The sequence below is a fragment of the Lacisediminihabitans sp. genome (assembly GCF_036404185.1).
Taxonomy (GTDB): Bacteria; Actinomycetota; Actinomycetes; order Actinomycetales; family Microbacteriaceae; genus Lacisediminihabitans.
Genome location: NZ_DASWPB010000109.1, coordinates 22,495 through 46,000, shown reverse-complemented (window position 1 = coordinate 46,000; position 23,506 = coordinate 22,495). Strand labels below are relative to the sequence as shown.

Here is a 23,506-nt window from a genome sequence, read left to right as displayed (position 1 = left end):
CGGGCGTCACCCGCGAGGTCCGGCCGGTGCGTCGACGGCCGCGACGACTCGCTCGATCTCGGCGAGCGATGAGACCGTGTCGACGGTGGGGCGGTACTCCAGGCCGAAGCGCCCGCGGTAGCCGGCGGCCCGCAGCAGCCGGATCACCCCGCCCCAGTCGGTCGATCCCGTGCCCGGCTCATGACGGCCCGGGGACTCGGCCAGCTGCACATGGCCTATGAGGTCGGCGTGCCCGGCGATCGCGCGTGCGATGTCCTCGCCAGCGACAAGGGAGTGATAGACGTCGAGCAACAGCCTCAGGCGTGGCGCCCCCACCTCTCGGACAACGTCCAGCGTCTCCCCGGCGGCCCGGAGGAACGTGCCGACGTGGTCGACCCGGTCGTTGAGGTTCTCCAGCAGGAGGGTGACAGGGGTCGCCTCCGCGAGTCCCGCCGCCCGGCCCAGCACGTCCACCAGCGCCGCCCTCTGCTCGTCGCGGGAGACGCCGGGCCGCGCGTCGCCGGCGACGACGACGACGTTCTGCGCGTCCAGCCGCACGGCGACCTCCAGCGACTCGCGAACGGCGGCAAGCCATTCGTCGTGCGTCGCGGGATCGGTGAGCTGGAGCTGCGGGTCGACGGTCATGGTGAGCAGGCTCACCCCCGTCTCCTCAAGAGCCCTGCCGATGGCCAGGAGATCCTGATCTCGCCAGCCCCACATCTCCACCGCCTCGATCCCGTGGCGTCGCGCGGCGCGGATGCGCGCGGGCAGGTCGTCACCGAACTCGGCGAAGAGCCACACCAGGTTGGCGGCGATCGCTGTCACATCCACTCCCTTGACCAGAGCCGGTCACGAGCATCCGCTCGTGCCCTCAGGTGCCCTCAGTGATTGCGTCGACCTCCAGCACGAGCGCCTGCTGAGGCGCCAGGAGGGGCGCAGCCAGGCCGACGCGACCGAGCGCGAAGCCGGTGCCGACGACGTGACCGCGCTTCAACCACGGCGGCGGGTCGAGGTCGATCAGCAGGGGGTCGGGCAGGGCGTCGACGATCGTCACCCGGTAGCGTGTTGCCGCCTCGAGTCCGGGCAGCGCGATACGCGGCGGAACCGAGCGGACGGAGGTCTCCGTGCGCGCGTACCGGTAGATGCCTCGCGACCGGGATCGGTCGACGACTCCGGTCAGCTGCGTCCCGTCGTCATCGGTCTCGCCGTGAAGCAGGACACCGGCGTGGAGCAGCGGACGGTTGGCCCGATAGAACGCGAACCAGTCTCGTGCCCGCTGCCGCTCGATGTCGTTCCATCTCGACACATCCGCCTCGATGCCCGCCCATGAGAAAAGAGTCGAGGCGAGCCGGTAGCCGATGTCACTCTGCCGTCCTGTCGTGTGCGCCCGCTCCGGCCCGACGTGGCTGCCGATCACCTCCGGCGGCAGCAGGAGCTCGGTCCAGCGCTGGATCGCAAGGCGCTCGGTCGGGTCGTTGGTGTCGGAGGCCCAGACACGGTCGGTGTGCCTCAGTACCTCGAGATCGATCCGAGCGCCTCCCGATGAGCAGGACTCGATGCGGAGACCCGGGAACCTCTCGCGGAACCGGTCCATCAGCCGGTAGACGGCTCGCGTCTGCGCACCGAGCGCGGCGCGGCCGCCTGAGACGGCCTCCAGCACATCCCTGTTCTGATCCCATTTGACGTACTCGACGCCATATTCCTCGACGATCGACGACAGGCGGCGGAACACCTCGTCCTGGACCTCCGGAAGCGTCAGGTCCAGCACCTGCTGACGTCGCCACGTCCGAGGGCTGCGATGCCCCGGGCCGAGAATCCAGTCAGGATGCTCGCGCGCCAGGACGGAGTCCGGACTCACCATCTCCGGCTCGACCCAGAGTCCGAACTGCATGCCGAGCCGACGCACCGACTCGACCAGCGGATGAAGGCCGAGCGGCCACACCTCCCGGTCGACGTACCAGTCGCCCAGTCCCGACGCATCGCTGCGTCGACCACGGAACCACCCGTCATCCAGGACGAAGAGCTCGACGCCGATCTGCGCGGACGCCTCGGCGACCCTTCTGAGGCGATCGAGGTCCTGGTCGTAGTACACGGCCTCCCAGGTGTTGAGGATCACCGGCCGGTACGATGCGGCCTCGCCGCCGAGCGCGCGCAGCGAGCCGTGGAAGCGATGGGAGAGACCGTCGAGCCCGGCGTCCGACCACGCGAAGTAGGTCTCGGGCGATTCGTACCGCTCGCCGGGCCCGAGCACGACCTCACCCGGTCTGAGAAGCTCACCCGCACCGATCAGGGGACGGCTCTCCGGGAGGGCGTCCCTCCGGTACACCGAGTCGCCGCTCCATGCCAGATGAACCGCCCACAGCTCTCCGGAGGAGTCGGTGAAGCCGGGGCTGCCCACGACCTGCAGATAGGGACTGTCGTGACCGGTTCGGCCCCTGCGACTCTCGCGCACCACGGACCCCATGGTGAGCGGCGCCCGTTGGGGGGTGCGCTCACGGGTCCACCTGCCGGTGAAGTCCAGGACCTCCCGCGCCCGGTCTCCGACGGGCATCGTGGCCTCCAGCGCACCGAGCCGCACAGGACATCCGCTCAGGTTCGCCAGAGTGAGCCTCACGGTGACGAGTCCGGCGACATCGATGCGAAGGTGGTAGCCGAGTGCCAGCCCGCGCGACTCCGCCTCGAACGAGAGCTGCGTGGCGGATGCCTCCAGCGACGTCTCCTGCCAGTCGGCGACGAGGATCGTCCCGTCGACGTCGCCCTGCATCCCGGGCCGGCCCGCCCATCCGTCCGCCTCCGCCGGAAGGACGGTGAGCGGCCATGTCTCGTCCAGGCCGCTCGGTCCGACACCGCGAGAGGTAGCGAAGGCGATGTCGGACAGCGAGCCGAACGCCCCCGATGCACCCCAGTGCAGCACCTCCGGAAGCGTTCCCGGCGCGCACCGCACGACCACGGCCACTCCGCCGGAAGCGAGGGTGAACAAATCGTCGTCCGCCCGAGCACCGGGCTCCGGCGCCTGTTCTATGGCGCTCACGATTCCCGGGTCCCGGTGCGCTCGCCCTCACGAACGATCCGCACCTCGCCGGCCGGCACCGTGACCGCGGCCCCGGCGATGCCCGTCACGAGCTCCCTCCCGCCGACTGGGACCTCGACGTCCCGATCCGAGTGGTTGAGGAGGAACAGGTATGAGCGACCGTCCCCGCTCCTGCGCACCGCCTCGACCTCGGGCGACTCGAGAATCGGTCGCAGCGCGTTCTCCGCGATCAGCCGTGCGACCACCGCATCGATCCCCAGCCGGTCGATCGAAGCCGACACGTACCATGCGGAGCCACCGTTTCGCGGATTCCTCGTGACGGCGGGCCGGCCCCTGAGCGGGCCGGCGGCATAGTGCGCCACCACCTCTGCGGCCGGGTCCTCACGCATGAGCTCCGTCCACTCCGTCGCCAGCCATCCCGTGTCCAGCAGCACGGTCTCGCCGTCCCGAAGAGGGAAGAACTCCTCGGAGGATGCGCCGAGCAGCTCACGGAACGCGCCGGGGAAGCCGCCCAGCCGCACGCGGTCGTTCTCGTCGACGATTCCGGACAGGTGCGTCACGAGGACGCAGCCGCCACGGTCGACCACGGACGCGATGTTCGCCGCGTCGGCGTCGCTGACGAGGAGCAGGGTGGGCACGACGACGACCTCGTAGCCCGCCAGGTCCGCCCAGGGACCCACCACGTCCACCGGGATGTTCCGCTCCCAGAAGGCGCGATGCCAGGCGCGAGGGATGCGCCCGTAATCGAGGCCGTGCCGGGGTTTCAGCCCGCGGGTGAGGGCCCAGCCTGCGATGTCGTCGAAGAGCAGGGCGACCCGTGCACGAGGCACGGTGGTCCCCGCGATCTCGCCGATCCTGCCCAGCAGCTGGCCGAGCTCGACCGTCTCGCGCCAGATCTTGCTGTCGGTGCCGGAATGCGGCACCATCCCCGGAAAGTACTGCTCCGCGCCGCTCGGCGACGACCTCCACTGGAAGAAGAGCGCCCCATCGGCTCCTCTCGCTATGTGACCCAGCGAATTGCGGATCAGCTCGCGCGGTGCCTTGGCGCGGTTGACGGGGTGCCAGGTGCCGTGACTTGTGGAGTGCTCCATGAGCAGCCACGGGCCCTTCTCGGGCGCGAGGTTGCGCATGCGATCCCCGGAGAACGCGATGTCCTGAGCGGTCAGCGGATCCGTCGGGAGCGTGTAGTGGTCGTTCGCGACCACGTCGACCTCGGCGGCCCATCGCGGGTAGTCGACCACGTCGTGCGCGGGACCGACCATGAAGTTCGTGGTCACGATGGCATCGGGGTCGGCCTCGCGGATGACGTCGCGCTCCGCGAGCAGCTGGCCGAGCAGCTCGTCGGAGGAGAACCGGTCGAAGTCGAGCACAAGGGCGGGGTTCTGGGCCTCCGAGCCCCGGGGCGGATTGACCTCGTCGAAGTCGGAATAGATGTGGCCCCAGAACGCCGTGCCCCACGTGTGGTTGAGGACGTCCACGGACGCGTAGCGGCGGCGGAGCCAGTCCCGGAACGCCGCGGCCGAGACCTCGCAATAGCATCGGCCGTTGCCGCCGCCCAACTCGTTGCTGACGTGCCACATCGCCACGGCCGGGTGCGGGGCGTAGCGCTGCGCGAGTTCGCGGGTCACCCGCAGCGAATGGTCACGGAACACCGGAGAGCTGGGACACCAGCCGAGGCGCGCACCGGGGAACTGGGGTATGAGGTCGCGGTCCCGCGGGAGGATCTCGGGGTGCAGGGCGTGCAGCCACGGCGGGGGCGCCGCCGTCGGCGTCGCCATGTCGATCCGGATCCCGCGCTCATGCAGGAGGCCGACGATCTCATCGGTGGCGGCCCAGTCGAACTCGCCTGGCCTGCGCTCGACCGTCGCCCAGCTGAACACGCCGAGGGTGACGATGTTGACACCAGCCTCGACCATGAGGTCGAGGTCTTCCCGCCAGACCTCGCTGGGCCATTGCTCCGGGTTGTAGTCCCCCCCGAAGCTCAGTCCTGGCGTCGGCCAGGGGCGGGCCGGGCGGGGCGAGGATGCGCTCATCCTTTGATACCTCCGGAGATCAGGTCGAGCCGCCAGAACCTCTGGAGGAAGAGCACCAGAGCGACGAGGGGGATGATGGAGACCGCGGCGCCGGTGATCGCGAGGGAGTACAGAGCCGGCGAGCTCGACCCCTTGGACAGCAGCGTGAACAGGCCGACGGTGAGGGGGTACTGGCTCTGGTCGGAGAGCATCACGTAGGGCAGCAGGAAGTTGTTCCAGATGCCCACGAACTGGAGCAGGAAGACCGTCACCATGCCCGGAAGCAGCATCGGGATCGCGACGGACTGGAAGATGCGCCATTCTCCCGCGGCGTCGATGCGCGCCGCCTCGATCGTCTCCTGCGGAATCGCCGACCCCGCGTACACCCGGGAGAGATAGATGCCGAACGGGCTGATGATGCTCGGCAGGAGCACCGACCAGACCGAACCGGCCAGCCCCACGGCCGAGAGCAGCAGATACTGCGGTATCGCCAGGGTGATGCCGGGGATCAGGACGCCGGCGAGTATCCCGTAGAAGATCACGTTCTGCCCCCGGAACCGGTATTTGGCGAGCGCGTATCCGATCATCGTCGACACGAACGTGGACAGCAGCGCGCCGACCCCGGCGTACAGCAGCGAGTTGAGGGCCCACTGGCCGAACTGTCCGCCGTTGTAGGTGAACAGTCCCCTCAGGTTGTCGATGAGCCCGGTTCCCGGTGCGAACGTGAACGTGGAGAAGAGCTGCGCGCGGCTCTTGGTCGCGGCGACGAACACCCAGGCCACCGGGATGAGGCAGTAGACGGCACCGGCGATGAGGATGATCGTGGGGAGCACGCGGCCGCGGGGTGCAGGTCTGCGGCCGGCGCGCGCGACCGCCTCTGGCGCGCGGCGCCCGACGATGGCGGTCAACGGGCGCTCGCAGCCGTGCGCCGGTTGGAGATCCAGAGGACTACAGCCGAGACGATGACGGTGCCGAGTGCGAGCACGGTCGAGCCGGCGGCCGCGCCCGGAAGGTCGTCGGTCGCGAACGCCTGCTGATAGATCGTCATCAACGGCGCCCAGGTCGAGGTGATCGTGGTCGTCAGCGGCTGGAGGGTCGTCGGCTCCGCATATAGCTGGAGAGTGCCGATGAGCGCGAAGATCGCGGTCAGCGTGAGCGCGGCGCGCACGAGGGGGACCTTGATCTGCAGAGCGATCTGAAGCTCACTCGCCCCGTCGAGGCGTGCGGACTCGTAGAGCTCGGCGGGAATGCCGCGAAGCGATGTGTAGATGATGATCATGTTGAATCCGGTCCCGCCCCAGATGGCGATGTTCGCGAGAGAGCCGTAGAGACCCGGGTTGTTCAGGAATGGGATCGGCCCGAGGCCGATCGCCTGCGTGATGTACGAGAACGGGCTCGTCGCCGGCAGGTACATGAAGCCCCACATGAGGGCGGCGACGATGCCGGGGACGGCGTAGGGCACGAAGATGGCGGTGCGCGAGAACGTCTTGGCGCGCACGGCGGGGACATCGAGCAGCAGCGCGAAGAGCAGGGCCAGCCCCAGCGTGAGCGGCACGGCGATCACGCCGTAGACGGCCATCCGGCCGAAGCTGACGAGGAGCTCCGAGTTCGAGAACACCGAGAAGTAGTTCTCCAGTCCGACGAAGACCTGAACCTTCGTGCCGAGGATGCCGCCGCCCTCGAGGCGATAGGCGGTGAAGCTGATCCAGACGGCGTACGCCAGCGGGATCAGCATGAAGATCACGTAGAGGATGATCGCTGGCGCGCTGAACAGGTACGGGGCCATCGAGGGACGGCGCCGGCCGGTCCTGGAGGCGCGAGCCGGGGCCGCCCGGTAAGGGATGGCCGTGACTGGCTGCGCCGCGTCGGCCGCACCCGGGTTGCGTAGAGACATGTCGCTTCCTTCGGGCCGCTCGGACGACATCCGTGGGCGTGGACGCCGTCCGAGCGATTCGTGAAATGGGTACGGACTACTTGTTGGTGACCTTGAAGCCGTTCTTCTTCATGTCGGCGACCACGGCCTTCTGCGTCGCTGTGAACGCGTCCCGCCAGGCGGTGTGATTGTTGATCGCCTTGCTGAGACGATCGGTGAACGTGGTGCTTGCCACGTCGACGTCCGGGCCCCACGTGATGGGCTTCGCCGTCTTCGAGATGGTCGCGGCCAGTTTGTAGAAGTCGGTCTGCTGGGGCATCAGCGCCGGCGGCTTCTGGCTGGAGGCCAGCTTCTGACCGGCGATCGCGGCGGGATACAGGGCCTGCTTGTTGATCATCCCCTCCAGGCCCGCCTTGCTGGCGTTGTACCAGGCGGCGAACTCCGCGGCCTGCTGCGGGTGCTTCGAGTTCTTCGTCACCACGAGCGCCGATCCGCCCTGGAAGGGAACGGTGGTCTCCCCCGCCTTCCATGCCGGCAGCGGCGCCATGGCCCACTTGCCGGCCGTCCCCGGCGTCACGGATGCGAGCACTCCGGGCGCCCAGACGGCGGACGGCCATGAGAGGATCTTGCCGTCGTTGAGCGACTTGTCGTATTGCGGGGTGAGAAGCGGCTCGGTGAGGATGACGCCGTCGTCGGACAGCTTCTGGAAGAAGTCCGCGACCTTGAGCGATGCCTCGTCTGCGATGCCCACGGTCCACTTGCCGTCTTTCACGCTCCACCACGTGGCGCCCGCCTGCGTTGCGAGCCCGGCCCATGAGCCAAACTCGGTGGGCGGCATCGAGGCGATGTAGGCGCCGGGATCGGCTTCGTGGATGACTCGAGCGTCGGAGGCGAACTCGTCCCACGTCTTGGGTGCGCCGAAGCCGTATTTCTGGAACAGGTCCTGTCGGTAGGTGAAGGCCATCGGTCCGACATCCTGGGGGATGCCGTACACCTTGCCGTCGAACGTCGTCTGAGCCCAGGTGCCCTCGGTGAACTTGTCCTGGATGCCCTTGGTGTACTTCGTGATGTCGCTGGCCACGCCTGCGGTCACCAGAGACGGCAGAGTCTGGTACTCCACGAGGGCGATGTCCGGCGCGTTCCCGGCCCGGGTCGCGGTGCGCAGCTTGGCGGCGGAGTCGTTGCCACCCCCCGCATCCGTGTACTTCACCTGAACGCTCGGGTGCGTCTTGTTCCAGGTGTCCACGACCTGCTGCGTCTTGGCTGTCCAGCCCCAGATCTTGAGGCTCACCGTCTTGTCGGACGCCGAGGCGCCGTCGCCGGCCGCGCAGCCGCTCAGCGCCACGGCGAGCACTGCGACAGCGGCGAAGCCCATGAGGGATCGCTTTCGCATTGAGAATCTCCTTTGATCGCTATGCCCACTGGACACCGCGGGCTCGTCCAATATGGACGAGCCTCAGGAGTTTGTCAACTTCTGAAACAAAGAGAGATCATGTCTGCCGGCCCGCGAGGGCGGCCTCCACGGCGACGATCCCTGCCGCCCTGGCCCACTCGGAGAAGTCGAAGGGGCGCACGTCGAGCACGAACTCACCCGCGTCCCACGACACGGTGCGACGAATGGAGGCCTCGATCGCCGTGCTGGAGATCTCGTAGAGGGCCAGACCGTCGCCGGTGAGGATCACCCGGCCAGGGTCCATGGAGTTCACGACGGTTGCGATGACCACTCCCAGGGCGCGTCCGGCATCGTCGAAGGCGCGGCGGGCCCGCCGATCGCCGCGACGCGCGGCATCCAGAGCCGAGGCGTAGTCGAGACTGCCGGAGTTCCGGACTATGGACGAGCTGGCCAGATAGCTCGAGACGCAGCCGCGGTGCCCTCGGTCGCACGCCGGTCCATCCGGGTCGACGATGGTGTGGTCGATGCGGCCCGGCCGGCCGTGCGCCCCCGCGACCAGGGCGCCGTCGATGACGTAGCCGACCCCGATGCCCACGCCGACGGTGACGAGGGCAAGGGTGACCCCCGCCACGGAGTCCGCCAGCATCAGGCTCTCGGCCAGGGTCAGTGCCTGCACGTCGTTCTCGACGGTGGTGGGGAGCCCGACGTCCGCGGCGATGAGGTCCGCCAGTGGCACGCCGTCCCAGCCGAGATAGACCGACTCGTGAACGACGCGATGCTCCCGCGGCTCGCTCATCGAGCCCGCCAGGGAGACGCCGAGGCCCGCGATGTCGGGGAGCTCCTCCTCGACGGCCGAGAGGATCGTGCCGATCTCGTGCACCACGTCCTCGACCTGCCGCGACCGGATAGGCCAGTCGCCGGCGAACACCACCCGCCAGGAGAGGTCGACCACGACGACGTACACGGTGTCGCCAGTGAGCTTGACACCCATGAAGTGCCGCGCGTCTGGCACGAGCTCGAGCAACTCGCTGGGCCTGCCCGTCGACGCGCGAAGCTCGGTGGCGCCCTCGGCGATCAGACCGGCCGCAAGCAGCTCCCGGGTCACCCGGGTCAGATTCGCTCGCGAGACCCCGAGCATCCGCGCCATCTCCGCGCGGCCGAGGGGGCCGCGCCGCTGCAGGAGCCGGAGCGCCGCGCGCGTCGTCGCGGACAACTCGGGCCAGCGTCCCGCGCGGGGATGACGATCTCCAGGCACAGGCGAACCCTACCTGCCAGCCGACGCCTTTCGTGCTCGGCCGCCCCAGGTGCGACCCACGGGGCGCCTCCGCCGCCACGCACCTGGCCGAACGAGCGGCGCGCCGTCATGGTGCATCGCCGGGCAGCGACGCGGCGTCGGTCAGCGGCCGCCCTCGTCGTCCCAGCCCTCGATCTGAGCGTCGTCGGCGAGCGAGTCGCCTCGGCCGGCAGCGCCGTGGCTTCTGGCGGGGTCGCGCCGGGCCTGGAAGGTGACGGATCGGGCGAGGGTCACGACGGCCGCCGCGCGGTCCTTCTCGTGCTCAGCCGCGACCTGCAGGCGTGCCGTCGCAGCATCCTCCCTGTCGTGCACCTCGGTGCTGATCTCGGCGAGCCGGTCTGCCAGGATGTCGGCGAGGCCGTCGCGCAGCTCTTCCAGGCTGGTGTTCGCTATCTCCAGCCGGCGGTCCGAGACGCTCAGACGGGCGGCGGGGTATCCCGCACTGGAAAGGAAGGCCCGCGTGTCCCCGCTGAGGATGCCGGCGACCTCCTCGCGTTCGGGCCGGCGCGTGAAGACGACCTCGACCGTGTACCGGTCCGGAGCCTCCTCGGTGAGCAGTGTGGTGGGCAGCGAGTCGACGAGCACCGTTTCCAGTCCCAGCGCTCCGCCGTCACCGCCCGGGGCCTGTTCTCGTGTGTCCATGCCCGGACGATACGCCTCCGGCCTGTGTGCCTCTCAGGTTCGGTCGGCCACGGAGGCCGATCGGCCCGTCGAGGCGTCGGAGGCGATGGCGTCGAGGATGCGGTCGACCCAGCTCGCATCCGCAGCGGATGCGGCATCCTGCTCCAGCATCGCTTGAGCGAGGATGCGCAGGCGCTCCATGGCGTCGAGCGCCTGCCGACATGCCTCCGAGCCTTCGATGGACGGGTCAGGCGGTGTGCGACCGGCGTCCAGGTAGGCGCTGAGCTCGTCGAGCGTGTGCCCATTCGGTTCATCGCGCTCCACGGCGAGGCACCACGCCCGGTCGGCGAAGTCGTCCCCGGTCACCGCCAGGCGCCCATTCTCACGATGAGGTACTTGCGCGCACGGGCCAGGAGCCCGCGGACCGTGGTGGCGGGCACACCCAGCTCGGCGGCGATCTCGTCGTAGCTGTATTCACCGACCTCGCGCAGCACCCAGCACTGTCGCTGCATCAGGGGAAGCTCCGCCAGCGCCGCGGAGAGCTCCTCGACCTGCGAGCGCGCCTCGGCCCGACGCGCGGGTGCGGCGGCATCCGGTGCGGGGCGATCGTGATCGTCGATGTCCACATGCGGGTGACGTGCCCGAACGCGGTCGACCGCCTTGCGACCCACGATCCGCATCAGCCAGCTCTTGACAGCAGAGGGGTCCTCGAGCTCCGGAAGCTGCCGCCACGCGACGATGAAGGCATCCTGCACGACGTCGTCCACCTCGTCGTTGGTTCCGAGGATCCTTCGCGCGTATCCGCGCATCAGCGGGCTGTGCCGAGAGACGAGAACGCGGAAGGCCTGGACGTCGCCATCGGCCGCACGACCGGCGACGATCCGGTCGTCGGCGATCGCCAAGTGCTCGGCATCGCCCTGAGAACCCATGCACCCCTCCCCTGCGCCAGCCATCCGCCTACTCCCTCGGACGATACCGGCAGCAGCGGTCGTTGGGTTGCCATAGGGGCATCTCCACACCCCGTCACACCGTTGCGGAGGGCGCGACGCCGACGCTCTGTTCGCACGGCGGCCGCCTGAACACCGGCCGCTGCGGCGCCCGCCGATGAGCGGAGGCCGTGGCGGACGTCTCGCGGAGCCCACATCCAGCGTCGGTCCCGGGAACCTCACGCGTCGGTCCCGAGAACCTCACGACGGCACGGCTCACCGAGTGGCGGCTTCTCGCCCCTTGTCGTCGCGACCGTCGTCGGCCGGAATGTGCACGTCGTTGACCGCGATGTTCACCTCGGTCACCTCCATGCCCACCAATTCGGTCAACGCCTTCAGCACCGTGGCGCGCACGTCGTCGGCCACCTTCTGCAGAGGTACGGGGTAATCGGCCACGATGGTCAGATCCACCGCCAGCTGCGTCTCGTTGGCCCGCACGCTGATCCCCTGGCCGGGGTCCGAGACGTTCAGGGCATCGCGGATGGCACCGATCGCCCGGGCGGTGTTGCCGCCGAGCGCGTGGACCCCGGGCACCCCCTGGGCGGCGATGCCGGTGATCTTCGCGATCACCGAGTCGAGGATCGTCGTCGTGCCCGCCTGCGCGGCGGCGACTCCGTTGGTCTTTCCAGACCCGGTCTTCTCGGACGGGGCCGGTGTGGCGTTCGACATCAGAAACTCTCCCAGTCGCGGTGCGAGTCCGCGATCTGCTCACTCGAGAACGGCGACTACACCTATGTCGTGCCGGGGACGCGGAACATCACAAACCGACCAGCGCAGTCGGGCCGACCGCCGCGGGACGTCAGGCGTGCCCGCCATCGATCTTCACGCGCAAGGCGCTGGGCAGGACAGTGATGCGGGCGCGGATGACCGTGCCGAAGTCGTCGCCGTCGAGCTCGATGGCATGGGGCGCCTCGAAGCGCACCGTGAACCGTCGGCCTTGGGCGTACGCGAGCGCCCGGATGTCCGGCGCGAGCTTGAGCATGTGCCTGCCGAATCGGGAACGGTGCGCGATGCCCTGAACCGTGAGGCGCGTTCCGATGCCCGCCCATCCGAATCGTCCCTTCGGGCGCAGCATCACCACGTCCAGCAGCCCGTCGTCGACGACCGCGTCCGGGATCAAGAGCATGTTGCCGGTGAGCGTGCCGCAGTTGCCGACGATGACCGTGTGCGCTCGCGCGGACCCCACCCGCCCGTCGTCGACACGGTAACGCAGGTGGAACAGTCGGTTGGCGACGATGGACCGGGCGATCGGGGGTATGTACGCGAGCCAGCCGAGGTGCTTCTTGGCCAGTGCGCTCGTGTTCACCGCCATCGCGGCATCCAGCCCGATGCCCGCCATGACCGCGAACACGTGACGGCTTCTGTTCCCCTCCTCGTCTTCCAGGTCCGCCGCGGCGATGTCGATGAGGCGATCCGCATCTCCGAAGGCAACGGCGACGGCGCCGTCGATGTCGTTCAGAGGAAGTCCTAGGTTGCGGGCGAGAAGATTGCCGGTGCCTGCCGGGACCACGGCCACCGGGATCCCGGTCCCCTGCAGGATCTCGGCGACCGCACGCACCGTGCCGTCGCCGCCCGCAACGATGACGACCGCGGGCCCGGCGGCGAGCGCATCCGCCGCCGCCTGTCGCCCGGAGTCCTCGGCCGACGTCTCGTACCAGCGCGAGGCATCCCAGCCTCGGTGCCGCTCCCCGGCCTCGACGGCGCGACGGACGCGATCCAGAGGAATCTTGACCGGGTTGTAGACGACCGCAGCATGCTCAGACCCCACCCCATCAGCCTATGGGTCGCGTGCCCCGTGGCCGCGCACACGTCCGGGCCGCCGGAGACGGCTCATCGGGATGTCGAAGGAGCCTCACGTCTGCTCTCGCGGGTCGTTGGAAGAACGAGTTCCTGAGAGAAACCGCCGACGGCGTGACGTTCCGCCCGCTCGACCCGACATAGATGTAGTCGCCATACACGGCTTCCCCACTCGGCACGCGCCGGTACAAGACCCCCAGGAGATTCTGATGTCGAACCTCAAGCCCGCCGCATCTGGAGAGGACGCCGCATCGACACCCACGGACGGCGTTGCCGTGACCGTCCGGAGCGCACTGGAGACCGCTGCTGGCGATGGAGATCCGCGGGGATCGACCGGAGCCATCCGGCGCACCGGGCGTCCGCCCGGCCAGCCGCGTTCACCCCGTCAGAGCACCGACTTCGCCGAGCTTTCGGCGCAGATCCGCGGCGCCGGACTGCTCCGCCGCCGACGCGTCTCGTACTGGGTCAGGTTCGGGATCATCACGATCGCGCTGGCCGCCCTCGTTGTGCTCTTCGTCCGCGTCGGCGACACCTGGTGGCAGATGATCACGGCCGGGATCTTCGCGATCGTCCTCACACAGGCCGGGTTCCTCGGGCACGACGCCGCACACCGCCAGGTGTTCCAGTCCAGCCATTGGAACAACTGGGCCAGCCTGGTCATCGGCGACCTCTTCGTCGGCATGAGCGTGGGCTGGTGGAACAACAAGCACAACCGCCATCACGCCAACCCCAACCGCATCGGATACGACCCGGACATCAACATCCCGGTCGTCCAACCCGACTCGCTGGTCGAGCTGCGCAGACGCAGCCGCCTCGTCGAGTGGACGCTCGCCCACCAAAGCGTCGGCTTCGTACCCTTTCTGTTCCTCCAGGGGTTGATCCTGCACATCCAGAGCCTTCAGCGCGTGTTCGGCCGGGCCGACGTGCCGCATCGGCACGTCGAGATCGGCCTGATCCTCCTTCGCCTCGGCGGGTTCACCGGCCTCGCCTTCCTCGTGCTCTCGCCGGGGCGGGCTGCGGCGTTCATCGGGGTGCAACTGGCCGTGTTCGGCTTCTACCTCGGAGCCGTCTTCGCGATCAATCACATGGGCATGCCGATCGTGCCCAAGAGCGTGAAGCTCGACTTCTTCCGCCGCCAGGTGCTCACCGCTCGCGACATCCGTGGCGGTCGGCTCATGTCCTTCGCCATGGGGGGCCTGAACTACCAGATCGAGCACCACCTCTTCCCGTCGATGCCGCGCCCGCAGCTGCGCCGCGCGGCGCCGCTCATCCAGGCGTACTGCGCCGAGCGCGACGTGCCCTACACCCGCACCGGCCTGCGCGAGGCGTTCCGCAGCGTGACCGAGTACATCGACGGAGTCGGGCTCGGGCGTCAGGACCCCTTCGAATGCCCGATGATCGCGGCGCGTCAGGTCGGTGCACCGGTCGACTGAGCGGAGCCGGTCGCCCGTGTGAACCGTCCCCGCGTTTCCGTGCCGCTCTCAGGCGTCCGGCGCGTGATCCAGCGCATCCTCCAGGGCCACCCACGCCAGCATGGCGCACTTCACCCGGGCGACGTAGCGGGAGACGCCGTTCAGCGCGACGGCGTCTCCGAACGTGGCCTCGTCGAGCTCCAGCGTGCCGCGCGAGCGCATCACCTCGCGGAAGCGCGCGAGGAGCTCGCGGGCCTCGGCGATGCTCGAACCGGCCACGAGGCCGGTCAGCAGCGATGCGGACGCCTGCGAGATGGCGCAACCGTGCCCATGCCACCGCACCTCGTCGATGCGGTCGCCGATCAGGCGGACGCCTAGCGTGATCTCGTCGCCGCAGGTCGGGTTGACCTGGTGCGACTGCGGCTGAAAGCCGGTGGTCTCGCCACGGCCCTCACCGGCGCCGGCGTGATCGAGTATGAGCTCCTGGTAGAGCGTCGCGAAGTCGGAGGAGGGTGTCATCGCATCCTCTCGAAGAACTCGGCCGCGTCGGCGACCGCTGCGAGGAAGGCGTCCACCTCGCCGTCCGTGGTGTGCACGGCGGCGCTCGCCCGAACCGAGGCGGTCAGACCGAGCCGTCGGTGCAGTGGTTGGGCGCAGTGGTGCCCGACACGCACGGCGATGCCGCGGTCGTCCAGGAACTGCCCCACGTCGTGGGCGTGCACACCTCGGAGGTCGAACGCGACCAGCCCCACCCGTTCGCCGTTGCCGATCACGCGGACACCGGGAATCTCGGCGAGCCCGGACGCCATGCGCTCTCCGAGCCCGCGCCCGTGCCCGGCCACCCTGTCCATGCCGATTCCGCGCAGGTACCTCACCGCGGCGGCCAGCCCTACGACCTGCGAGACGGGCTGTGTGCCGGCCTCGAAGCGCTGCGGTGGCGGAAGGAACTCCGCCCGCTCCATGGTGACCGTCGTGATCATCGAGCCTCCGGTCAGGAACGGGGGCATAGCCTCAAGCAGCTCCCGACGCCCGTACAGTACCCCGATCCCGCCCGGTCCGTACAGCTTGTGGCCGCTGAACACGGCGAAGTCCACATCGAGCGCGCGCACGTCGAACGGCAGCTGGGGAACGGCCTGGCAGGCATCCAGCACGACCAGTGCTCCCACCGCGCGGGCCCGGGCGACGAGCTCGGAGACCGGGGCGAGCGTGCCGGTCACGTTCGAGACGTGGGCGAACGCGAGCACACGGGTGCGTTCCCCCACGACGCCATCGAGCTCGTCCAGGAGCAGGGCCCCGTCGTCGTCGACCGGCAGGTGGCGCAGCGTCGCGCCGGTGCGCTGCGCGAGCTGCTGCCAGGGGATGAGGTTGGCGTGGTGTTCGCGCTCCGTGGTCACGATCTCGTCACCCGGGCCGAGGGCGAGGCGGCCGAACTCCGCCGAGCTCGACGCGTTCGAGAGGGAGTAGGCGATCAGGTTGATCGCTGCCGTCGCGTTGGTCGTCCACACCGTCTCGTCGGCACGCGCCCCGATGAAGTCCGCGACCGCCGCCCGGGCGTCCTCGAACTCCTCGGTCGCCTCGGCCGCCAGCGTGTGGGCACCGCGGTGCACGGCGGCATGACGGCGGATCAGGAACTCGCGCTCGGCGTCGAGCACCGCCTCGGGCTTCTGCGCGGTCGCCGCAGAGTCGAGATAGACCAGGCGATGCCCGTTCACCCGCTCGGCGAGGATGGGAAAGTCCGCTCGGATGGCGGCGACATCCGCCTCCGACAGCGCCACGGTCTCTATCTCGCTGGGCATGGTTCCCACCTCCTGCACGTCCGCTCTACGCTACGCCGATGGACCGGGCGCGACCGGCGGACGGCCTCCACGACGCCATGCCCGGACGCTGGCGGGGCGCCGCCCACGGCGGCCCCGAGCGCTCAGTCGAGTTTCGTGAGTACGTGCACCGGAAACGCGAAGGCCAGCGCGATGGCGACGATCCCCGAGAAGAACGTCAGACCCTGCCAGCCCGTCGCCTCCGGCGCGAATCCCATCAACGCCATGCCGCCGAGGAACAGCGCGAACGACACGATCAGCGCGACCACATTCACCCGACCAACTCCCGTCTCCCCGCGCGGCCGCGGGTGCCCACCATGCAAACCTACTCGCTCCGGTCGCCCCGATGCGTCGTGGGACGAGGTGGGCCTCCGGGCCGGGGCGGAATGGGGGTTCTATCACGATTCGATTCTCGCTAGTGTGGCCTGGCGGGCAACGGGGCGACAGGCGCGTCTCGTTCCCGAGTCGTCTGCGGTCATGCCCCGTGGTCGCCCCCGGCCGGCCACCGACTTCGTGAGCGCGGTCCGCAGTGAGGGTGGAGGGGTGTCCATGCCTGCCGAGCATGCGATCATGACCGAGCCTCGCGTGCTGCGCCCTCATCGCCATCTGCTCGCCAGCGGTCTGATCGCCGCCCTGGCCCTCACCACCCCGGTGTTCGCGGTGGCGTACTGGCTCACGATCGGCTCGGGTCGATGGCCGGTCATCGTGGCTGTGCATGTGCTCGTCGCCGTGATCGCGCTTCTGCTCGTGCTGCGATACCGGCGCACGCTCGTGACGGTGTCGCCGGAGGGGATCCGCGAGCGAGGATTCCTCGGCCCGTCGGCAGAGATCGCCAACGTCGAGATCGGGTCGCTCTGTCTGGTCGAGATCTGTCGCGACAACACGCCCGACACCCAGCCCAATCTCTTCGTCCTCGACAGGCAGGGCGTCGCCCGGATGAGACTTCGCGGGCAGTACTGGTCCCGCGCCGACATGGAAGCCATCGCCGAGGTGCTCGACCGGCCTCTGGCCGGTCCGTCGGACGCGGTCACGCTGTCCGAGATGCGCTCGACACGACCGGAGTGGCTGTACTGGTTCGAACGCGTCTCGCTCCTGGGCTGGCTGTGACCCGGAGTCGAGGATGCGGGCGCTAGACGCGCGCATCCGTGTGCAGTCCCACCCGGGTGCCGCTCGTGCCTGAGGGGAGCGGGGCGAACCCGAGACGCCGGTAGAACCCGGCGGCGTTCTGGTTGTCGGGGCCGTATTCCAGCCAGACGCCCGGGACGCCACGCGACCTGAGCTCCGCGAGGAGCGCGCGGACCAGCCGCCGGCCGAGCCCCTGCCCCTGCAGCTCGGGCAGCAGGTCGATGTGCAGGTGGGCCGGGTACTCGTCGAGCTCGGGGATCAGGAGGCGCTCCGGATCGCGTCCCTCGCGCACGAACCGCTGAGTGGGGGTGTCCTCCCCGGTCAGGGGATGCTTCGCCGCGAAGCCGGGCAGCCACTGCGCGCGCAGTCGCTCGACGAAGGAGCGCGTGTCCGGCACACCGAGGATGTACCCGCGGGCGCGGCCGTCGACGTCGACGACGAACGCCGTCTCGGGCTCGAGGTCCACGTACGGCAGCGCGTAGATCTCGGGGAGCAGGTCGTCGTCGTCGAGCCAGCCGGTGGCGTCCTCACCCGATCTGCCCGTCCTGATGCAGATCTCGCGGATGTCCGCTCGGTCGCCCTGCCGATATCGGCGGATGTCTGCCACGTGTTCTCTGCTCCGTCCTGGTCGAGCCTGTCCTGCTCGACCTCCTCGTGGTGGGCTCTCAGTGCGCCAATGGGGGGACCGTGCGCGGTCGCACGACGAACCAGAGCGAGCATACGGACATGATCGAGCAGCCGAGCATCACGATGCCCATCGGTGCCGCGCTGGCCACGCCGAGCAGCCCGACCAGCGGCGAGATGAGACCGGCGATGGCGAAGTTCGACGCGCCCTGCAGCGACGCCGCGGTTCCGGCCTCCGCGCCGTGGCCGTTGAGCGCCAGAACCTGCACGCACGGGAACCCGAAGCCGCATGAGGCGATGAAGAACCACAGCGGCACGATGACACCCCAGATGCCGCCGGTTCCGGTGCCGCCCAGGATGACGATGAGCGCCGCCGCCGCGGTCATCGTCGCTGTGGACACCGAGAGCACCCACTGCGGACCTACTCGCTTGGCCAGGCGCGCGGCGCTCTGCACGCCGATGATGATGCCGACGGAGTTGGCGGCGAACAGCGCGCCGTACTGCTGGGCGTCGAACGCGTACACGCCCTGGAACACGAAGGAGCTGGAGGAGAGATAGGCGAACAGGCCCGAGAAGTTCATCGCGCTGACGATGACGGTGCCGACGTAGACGCGATCGCCGAGCACCGCCGCGAATCGTTGGCCCACGCTGGAGTGGCCGGCGGCATGCCGGATCTCTTTGGGCCGGGTCTCGACGATCCACAGCACCAGGCACGCGAGCATCGCCGCGCTGTACGAGGCGATCACCCAGAAGATGCCGCGCCACGGCATGATCAGCAGCAGCTGCGAGCCGAGCACCGGCGCGATCACCGGGGCGAGCCCATTGACGAGGGCCAGACGCGACAGCATCGTGACCAGTCGGTGTCCGCTGAAGAGGTCGCGCACCATGGCCATCGCGACGACGCTGCTCGCGGCCGCCCCCAGTCCCTGCAGCAGCCGGAACAGGCTGAGAAGCTCGATGTTGGGCGCGAACGCCACGCCGAGCGACGCCAGGATGTGCACGGCTGTGGCGAGGATGAGGGGCATCCGGCGCCCGACCTTGTCGCTCCACGGGCCGACGATGAGCTGCCCGAGCCCGAATCCGATGGTCGTGGCCGTGAGGGTGAGCTGGATGGCGGCGGTGGACACGTGGAAGTCGGACTCGAGCCGCGGCATCGACGGCAGGTAGGTGTCCATCGTGAACGGGCCGAGCGCGGTCAGCGCGCCGAGGATCAGGATGTAGGCGACGCGACGGCGAGCCGGCAGCGCGTCACCGGGGTGCACGACCTCCGCCGACGCCGTGAACGGGCCACGACGGGCGGGCTGGATGGTCGGGATGCCGCCCGTCGGCATGCCCGCGGTGACTCCCACGACCGGCATGCCGGAGGTGGACGTGTCGAGGATCTCCGAGGCGTCGGATGCGCCAGGACGCCGCCCCGTCCGATGCTCGGCGTGGATGTCCCGGCGCCCCCGATCGGGGCCGCCCGGGGAGGCGGGTGCGGGTTCGTGGTCGGAGACGACGGGGATGGGCTCGGTGGCGGTCGACATGGCTGCTCGGTGGGGGTCGATGTTCGTGCGGGATTCGTGGGCGGTGCTCGGAAGACCGGACTGAGCCGCGTGCCGTCGGAGGCGGATCGGTCACTGCCCGTCCGCGTCGGCGACGCCCGCCCGGAGAAGACGACCTGCGCGAGGCCGTGCGACGACGATCCGCGTCGGGCGGCGAGGAGGCCGATGACGTCGAATCGATTCGACACCATCATATCGGATCTGGATCGGAGCGGCACGGGGCCGACGCGCCGCCCGGCTATGCCTCGGCGGCGAGCACGCCCTGCCCCGGCACCATGGCGTTGCGCTCACCCGCGCTGGCCGCCGCCGCCAGCGCATCGTCCGCGGATGCGCCGCGTTCGAACGCCGCGAGCAGGCCGCCGAGAAAAGCGTCACCGCTCCCGGCGGGGAATCGGCCCCGCCGGGCGGGCGGCGGGACCACGGCGGCGGCATCCCCCAGCAGCGCAGCGGCACCGGCGATGCCGTCGGTGACCACGACATCGGCGCCGTATCGCTGGCGCAGCCGTGCGCAGGCGTCGGCGGCCGTGGCGAGCTCCTCCCCCAGCAGCTCGGATGCCTCGCGCCGGTTCACCTTGATGAGCGACGCCTCGGGAGCGGCGGCGCGCAGCCCATCGCCGGAGCAGTCCGCCGCGACACGGGCGCCCGTCGCACGGAGCTCGCTCAGGAGGGCGGCGAGCTCCCGCGGCGGCACCCCGGGCGGCAACGAGCCCGACAGCACAGCCCAGGGCGACGGATGCTCCGGAGTGGTCGCGGAGACGACGCGGCGGACGGTCGCGGCATACGCCCGCCACTCCTGCGAATCCAGTCGCGTCGCCGGCTCGTAGAGATCGGTGCTCGTGGCGGACCCGGCACGCTCGACGACGGCGATGCAGGTGCGCGTCACGGCGCGCAACGGCACGAGATCGGCGGCGATCCCGTCGGTCGCGAGCATCGACGCCACCCACTCGCCCGTCGGGCCGCCCAGCGCGGCGACGGCGCGCACCGCAGCCCCCGACGCCGAGGCCGCCCTGGCCGCGTTGAGCGCCTTTCCGCCGGCCACTCTCGTGATGGCGAAGGGCCGCGTGATGTCGCCGACGCGGAGCTCGTCGACCTCGTATGTCACGTCCAGGCTGGCGGAGAGCGCGAGCGCGATGATCATGGTCGCAGCCTAGGGGGCCGCCGGGCACGCCAAGGCCGATGCGGCGTTTCGAGCATGTTCCTGCGCGAATCCGCTCTGGACCTCGCCGTCAGCGCTGAAGGGCGATCGGGTCGGCGATCAGGCGTGTGAACGCGAGCTCGGCCGCGCCGACCGTCAGGACGGCGGCTCCGAGCTCGGCACGCACGACCTCGACCTGCTCGGCGGACGCCGCCAGCGACTGTGCCCGCACCTCGGCGTCCAGCAGCGCCGGGTCGAGGCCGAGGAGCGCTCCGAGGAACCCGCCGAGCACGACGCGACGCGGGTTGAGCACGTTGACCGCGTTGCGGATCGCGATCGCCAGGTACCCGAGCTGTCGTTCCACCTCTCGCCGCGACGCCGCGTCGAGCGGCTCGGCGTCGACCGAGGCAGCCTCGAGGTCGTCGACGCCGAGGGCATCGCGGAGACGGGCCTGGGAGACCTCCGTCTCCAGGCATCCGACCGCCCCGCAGTGGCAGCGGTCGCCGGCGGAGTTGACGAGCATGTGGCCGAGCTCCCCGGCGTAGCCGGAGCTGCCGGCCAGCGGACGGCCGTGCGTGATCACACCGCCGCCGATGCCCCCGGCACCCCCGTTGAAGTAGACGAGGTCGTCGATGCCGCGCCCCGCGCCGAACAGGTGCTCCGCATTGGCACCCAGGCTGGCGTCATTGGCCACGAGCGCCTTCAGGCCCGTCGCCTCCTCCAGCAGCGCGGCGAACGGCTCGTCGACCCACTCCAGGTGGGGCGCCATGCGCACCACGCCGTCCGCCACGCGCACGCTGCCCGGCACGGCCGCGCCGACGCCCGCGACACGCAGACCCGTGCCGGACGGCGTCGCCAGGCCCTCGAGCTGGTCCGCGACGATGCGCGCCGCTTCGGGCGCGGTCGGAGGGGCATCCGTCGTGTGGCGAGCGCGGCGGTGCACGGTGCCGTCGAGGCCGACCACCCCGACCACCACTCCATCGATCTCGGGATTGACCGTCACCACGACCACGTCCGGATTGGCCACGACGATCGGGCTGGGCCGCCCGACACCAGTCGGCTCCCGAGGTTCCTCCTCCTTCACGAGCCCGAGCGCGGACAGCTCGGAGACGAGCGCGCCGATGGTCGACCGGCTCAGTCCGGTCACGCGCGTCAGCTCCGATCGCGAGCGCCCCGGGGTGCCGTGCACCAGGCGAAGCACGGTGCCCAGATTGTGCTGTCGCACGCCGTCGAGGTTGCTTCCGAGCGGCGACCGCAGCGGGGCTCCCGGCGACGGCGCCGAGGGTCCGGGGAGGGCTTCAGTCACGCCACGAAGCATAACGGCATCCACGTTCGACGTCCGAACTTATTCGGGCGGCAGGCGCCTGGCGCCCCTCTACTCCGGGATGCGACGAGTGGCCGCCAGCTCCGCGTACCACCTGGAGCTGTCCTTCGGCAGCCGCTCCAGCGTGTCGTAGTCGACACGCACGATGCCGAACCGCTTGGAGTACCCGAACGACCACTCGAAGTTGTCCATCAGCGACCAGACGAAGTAGCCCCTGAGGTCGACACCCTCCTGCAGAGCGCGATGCGCCGCAGTGACGTGACGCCGCAGGTAGTCGATGCGGTCCGCATCGTGCACGGCCGGACCGTCCTCGTCGAGGGACACGACATCCGGGAACGCCGCGCCGTTCTCGGTGATCATCAACGGCTGCCCCGGGAACTCGTCACGCAGCGACGTGAGCAGCTCGTGCAGCCCCGACGGGTCGATGTTCCAGCCCATGTCGGTGTACGGGCCGGGCTGCTGGAGGAACTCGACCCGGTCGGCGCCCGGCCACGGCGACGCGCCGGCGTTCTTGTGCCCGTCCGCGTGCTGGCGTTCGCCGCGGCCGTCCCACAGCCGGACCCGATTCGTCGAGTAGTAGTTGACGCCGAGGACGTCGATGGGCTGGTTGATGGTCTCCAGGTCCCCCGGCCTCACGAAGGACCAGTCGGTCAGCGCCCGCGTGTCCGCGAACAGATCGGCGGGGTACTCGCCCTTCAGCATCGGATGCGTGAACGCCCGGTTGCCCAGGGCGTCGATCTGCCGCGCGGCCTCGGGTCCGCTGTCGCCCTCCGGACGGATCACGTGCAGGTTGAGGGTGACCGAGTACTGGGCCTCGTCCTTGGCGACGGACGCACGCAGCGCCTGCAGCGCGATCCCGTGCCCGAGGTTGAGGTGATGCACCGCGCGCAACGCGGCCACACCGTCGGTGCGGCCCGGGGCGTGGGCCCCCGAGGCGTACCCCAGGTAGGCCGAGCACCAGGGCTCGTTGAGTGTGGTCCACACGGCGACGCGGTCACCGAGACGCTCGCCGACGGCGACGGCGTAGTCGGCGAACGCGTACGCGGTGTCGCGATTGGGCCAGCCGCCGGCATCCTCCAGCACCTGCGGCAGATCCCAGTGGTAGAGGGTGGCGACCGGGGTGATGCCGCGTTCGAGGAGGCCGTCGACGAGTCGCGAGTAGAAGTCCACGCCGCGGGGGTCCACCGCTCCCCGCCCCGTGGGGATGATGCGTGGCCATGCGATCGAGAAGCGGTATGCGTGAAGGCCGAGGCGCTTCATCAGGTCGAGGTCGGACTCCAGCCGGTGGTAGTGGTCGTCCGCCACGTCGCCGTTGTCGCCGTTCCAGACCTTGCCCGGCGTGTGGCTGAAGGTGTCCCAGATGGACGGCAGCCTGCCGTCCTCCGCGACGGCGCCCTCGACCTGGTATGAGGCCGTCGCTGAGCCGAAGACGAACGAGTCGGGGAACTGCAGACCGCTGTCGCGATAGTCGTCGCTGTCTGTTGCCATCTTCTTTCCTGCCCGGGGCCGGTGGGACCGCCCTCCTTCTGGTCACCCTAGCGC

22 protein-coding genes are annotated in these 23,506 nt (G+C 69.8%); 2 read left to right on the top strand and 20 right to left on the bottom strand.

Annotated elements, in window-relative coordinates:
* Nucleotides 1-6 precede the first annotated feature (6 nt).
* The 12 genes from VGC18_RS07935 to VGC18_RS07880 all read right to left on the bottom strand — a co-directional run bounded on the left by VGC18_RS07935 (nt 7) and on the right by VGC18_RS07880 (nt 12,957).
* Nucleotides 7-804, bottom strand: a complete 798-nt coding sequence (locus VGC18_RS07935; RefSeq protein ID WP_331096033.1) for a TIM barrel protein — start codon at nt 802-804, stop codon at nt 7-9.
* A gap of 46 nt (nt 805-850) precedes the next feature.
* Nucleotides 851-3,010 (bottom strand): alpha-galactosidase, encoded by a 2,160-nt coding sequence (locus tag VGC18_RS07930; protein WP_331096031.1) that lies wholly within the window; start codon nt 3,008-3,010, stop codon nt 851-853.
* Complete coding sequence (locus VGC18_RS07925) at nt 3,007-5,043, bottom strand: beta-galactosidase (RefSeq protein ID WP_331096029.1); 2,037 nt, start codon at nt 5,041-5,043, stop codon at nt 3,007-3,009. Before VGC18_RS07925 ends, VGC18_RS07930 begins: the two co-directional genes overlap by 4 nt.
* Nucleotides 5,040-5,930 (bottom strand): carbohydrate ABC transporter permease, encoded by an 891-nt coding sequence (locus VGC18_RS07920; protein ID WP_331096027.1) that lies wholly within the window; start codon nt 5,928-5,930, stop codon nt 5,040-5,042. The genes VGC18_RS07925 and VGC18_RS07920 overlap by 4 nt, the downstream gene beginning before the upstream one ends.
* Complete coding sequence (locus VGC18_RS07915) at nt 5,927-6,916, bottom strand: sugar ABC transporter permease (RefSeq protein WP_331096025.1); 990 nt, start codon at nt 6,914-6,916, stop codon at nt 5,927-5,929. Before VGC18_RS07915 ends, VGC18_RS07920 begins: the two co-directional genes overlap by 4 nt.
* Nucleotides 6,917-6,992: 76 nt before the next feature.
* Nucleotides 6,993-8,288 (bottom strand): sugar ABC transporter substrate-binding protein, encoded by a 1,296-nt coding sequence (locus VGC18_RS07910; protein ID WP_331096023.1) that lies wholly within the window; start codon nt 8,286-8,288, stop codon nt 6,993-6,995.
* A 97-nt stretch (nt 8,289-8,385) separates the two neighbouring features.
* Nucleotides 8,386-9,543, bottom strand: a complete 1,158-nt coding sequence (locus VGC18_RS07905; protein WP_331096021.1) for an ROK family transcriptional regulator — start codon at nt 9,541-9,543, stop codon at nt 8,386-8,388.
* 141 nt (nt 9,544-9,684) lie between these two features.
* On the bottom strand, nt 9,685-10,224 hold the full coding sequence (locus tag VGC18_RS07900) for a hypothetical protein (protein WP_331096018.1): 540 nt from the start codon (nt 10,222-10,224) through the stop codon (nt 9,685-9,687).
* Nucleotides 10,225-10,257: 33 nt separating this feature from the next.
* The gene (locus VGC18_RS07895) at nt 10,258-10,569 is read right to left on the bottom strand and encodes a hypothetical protein (protein WP_331096016.1); all 312 of its coding nucleotides are present in this window, start codon (nt 10,567-10,569) and stop codon (nt 10,258-10,260) included.
* On the bottom strand, nt 10,566-11,132 hold the full coding sequence (locus tag VGC18_RS07890) for an RNA polymerase sigma factor (RefSeq protein ID WP_331096014.1): 567 nt from the start codon (nt 11,130-11,132) through the stop codon (nt 10,566-10,568). The genes VGC18_RS07895 and VGC18_RS07890 overlap by 4 nt, the downstream gene beginning before the upstream one ends.
* A gap of 273 nt (nt 11,133-11,405) precedes the next feature.
* Nucleotides 11,406-11,858: an Asp23/Gls24 family envelope stress response protein gene (locus VGC18_RS07885; RefSeq protein ID WP_331096012.1), complete on the bottom strand. Its 453-nt coding sequence runs from the start codon at nt 11,856-11,858 to the stop codon at nt 11,406-11,408.
* 130 nt (nt 11,859-11,988) lie between these two features.
* Nucleotides 11,989-12,957: a diacylglycerol/lipid kinase family protein gene (locus tag VGC18_RS07880; protein ID WP_331096010.1), complete on the bottom strand. Its 969-nt coding sequence runs from the start codon at nt 12,955-12,957 to the stop codon at nt 11,989-11,991.
* 238 nt (nt 12,958-13,195) lie between these two features.
* Between VGC18_RS07880 and VGC18_RS07875 the strand changes: the two genes are divergently transcribed.
* Entirely contained in the window at nt 13,196-14,419 is a 1,224-nt protein-coding gene (locus tag VGC18_RS07875) for an acyl-CoA desaturase (protein WP_331096008.1), read from the top strand.
* A gap of 48 nt (nt 14,420-14,467) precedes the next feature.
* Here VGC18_RS07875 and sufU read toward each other — a convergent pair whose 3' ends face one another.
* The 3 genes from sufU to VGC18_RS07860 form a co-directional block, all read right to left on the bottom strand.
* A complete protein-coding gene (gene sufU, locus VGC18_RS07870; RefSeq protein WP_331096007.1) occupies nt 14,468-14,917 on the bottom strand; it encodes a Fe-S cluster assembly sulfur transfer protein SufU in 450 nt (149 codons plus the stop codon).
* Complete coding sequence (locus VGC18_RS07865) at nt 14,914-16,194, bottom strand: SufS family cysteine desulfurase (protein WP_331096005.1); 1,281 nt, start codon at nt 16,192-16,194, stop codon at nt 14,914-14,916. Before VGC18_RS07865 ends, sufU begins: the two co-directional genes overlap by 4 nt.
* A 122-nt stretch (nt 16,195-16,316) precedes the next feature.
* Nucleotides 16,317-16,487 (bottom strand): hypothetical protein, encoded by a 171-nt coding sequence (locus VGC18_RS07860; protein ID WP_331096002.1) that lies wholly within the window; start codon nt 16,485-16,487, stop codon nt 16,317-16,319.
* Between the two features lie 295 nt (nt 16,488-16,782).
* Here VGC18_RS07860 and VGC18_RS07855 point away from each other — a divergent pair, with 295 nt between their 5' ends.
* A complete protein-coding gene (locus tag VGC18_RS07855) occupies nt 16,783-17,319 on the top strand; it encodes a hypothetical protein (RefSeq protein WP_331096000.1) in 537 nt (178 codons plus the stop codon).
* A gap of 22 nt (nt 17,320-17,341) precedes the next feature.
* Here the strand turns inward: VGC18_RS07855 and VGC18_RS07850 are convergent, their stop codons facing one another.
* From VGC18_RS07850 to VGC18_RS07830, 5 genes are all read right to left on the bottom strand, one after another.
* Entirely contained in the window at nt 17,342-17,944 is a 603-nt protein-coding gene (locus tag VGC18_RS07850) for a GNAT family N-acetyltransferase (protein WP_331095998.1), read from the bottom strand.
* A 58-nt stretch (nt 17,945-18,002) separates the two neighbouring features.
* Nucleotides 18,003-19,487, bottom strand: coding sequence for a multidrug effflux MFS transporter (locus VGC18_RS07845; protein ID WP_331095996.1), 1,485 nt, complete (start codon nt 19,485-19,487; stop codon nt 18,003-18,005).
* A gap of 256 nt (nt 19,488-19,743) precedes the next feature.
* On the bottom strand, nt 19,744-20,643 hold the full coding sequence (locus tag VGC18_RS07840) for a 1-phosphofructokinase family hexose kinase (protein WP_331095994.1): 900 nt from the start codon (nt 20,641-20,643) through the stop codon (nt 19,744-19,746).
* An 88-nt stretch (nt 20,644-20,731) separates the two neighbouring features.
* Nucleotides 20,732-21,946 (bottom strand): ROK family transcriptional regulator, encoded by a 1,215-nt coding sequence (locus VGC18_RS07835; RefSeq protein WP_331095992.1) that lies wholly within the window; start codon nt 21,944-21,946, stop codon nt 20,732-20,734.
* A 69-nt stretch (nt 21,947-22,015) separates the two neighbouring features.
* Nucleotides 22,016-23,452 (bottom strand): GH1 family beta-glucosidase, encoded by a 1,437-nt coding sequence (locus tag VGC18_RS07830; protein WP_331095990.1) that lies wholly within the window; start codon nt 23,450-23,452, stop codon nt 22,016-22,018.
* Nucleotides 23,453-23,506 lie beyond the last annotated feature (54 nt).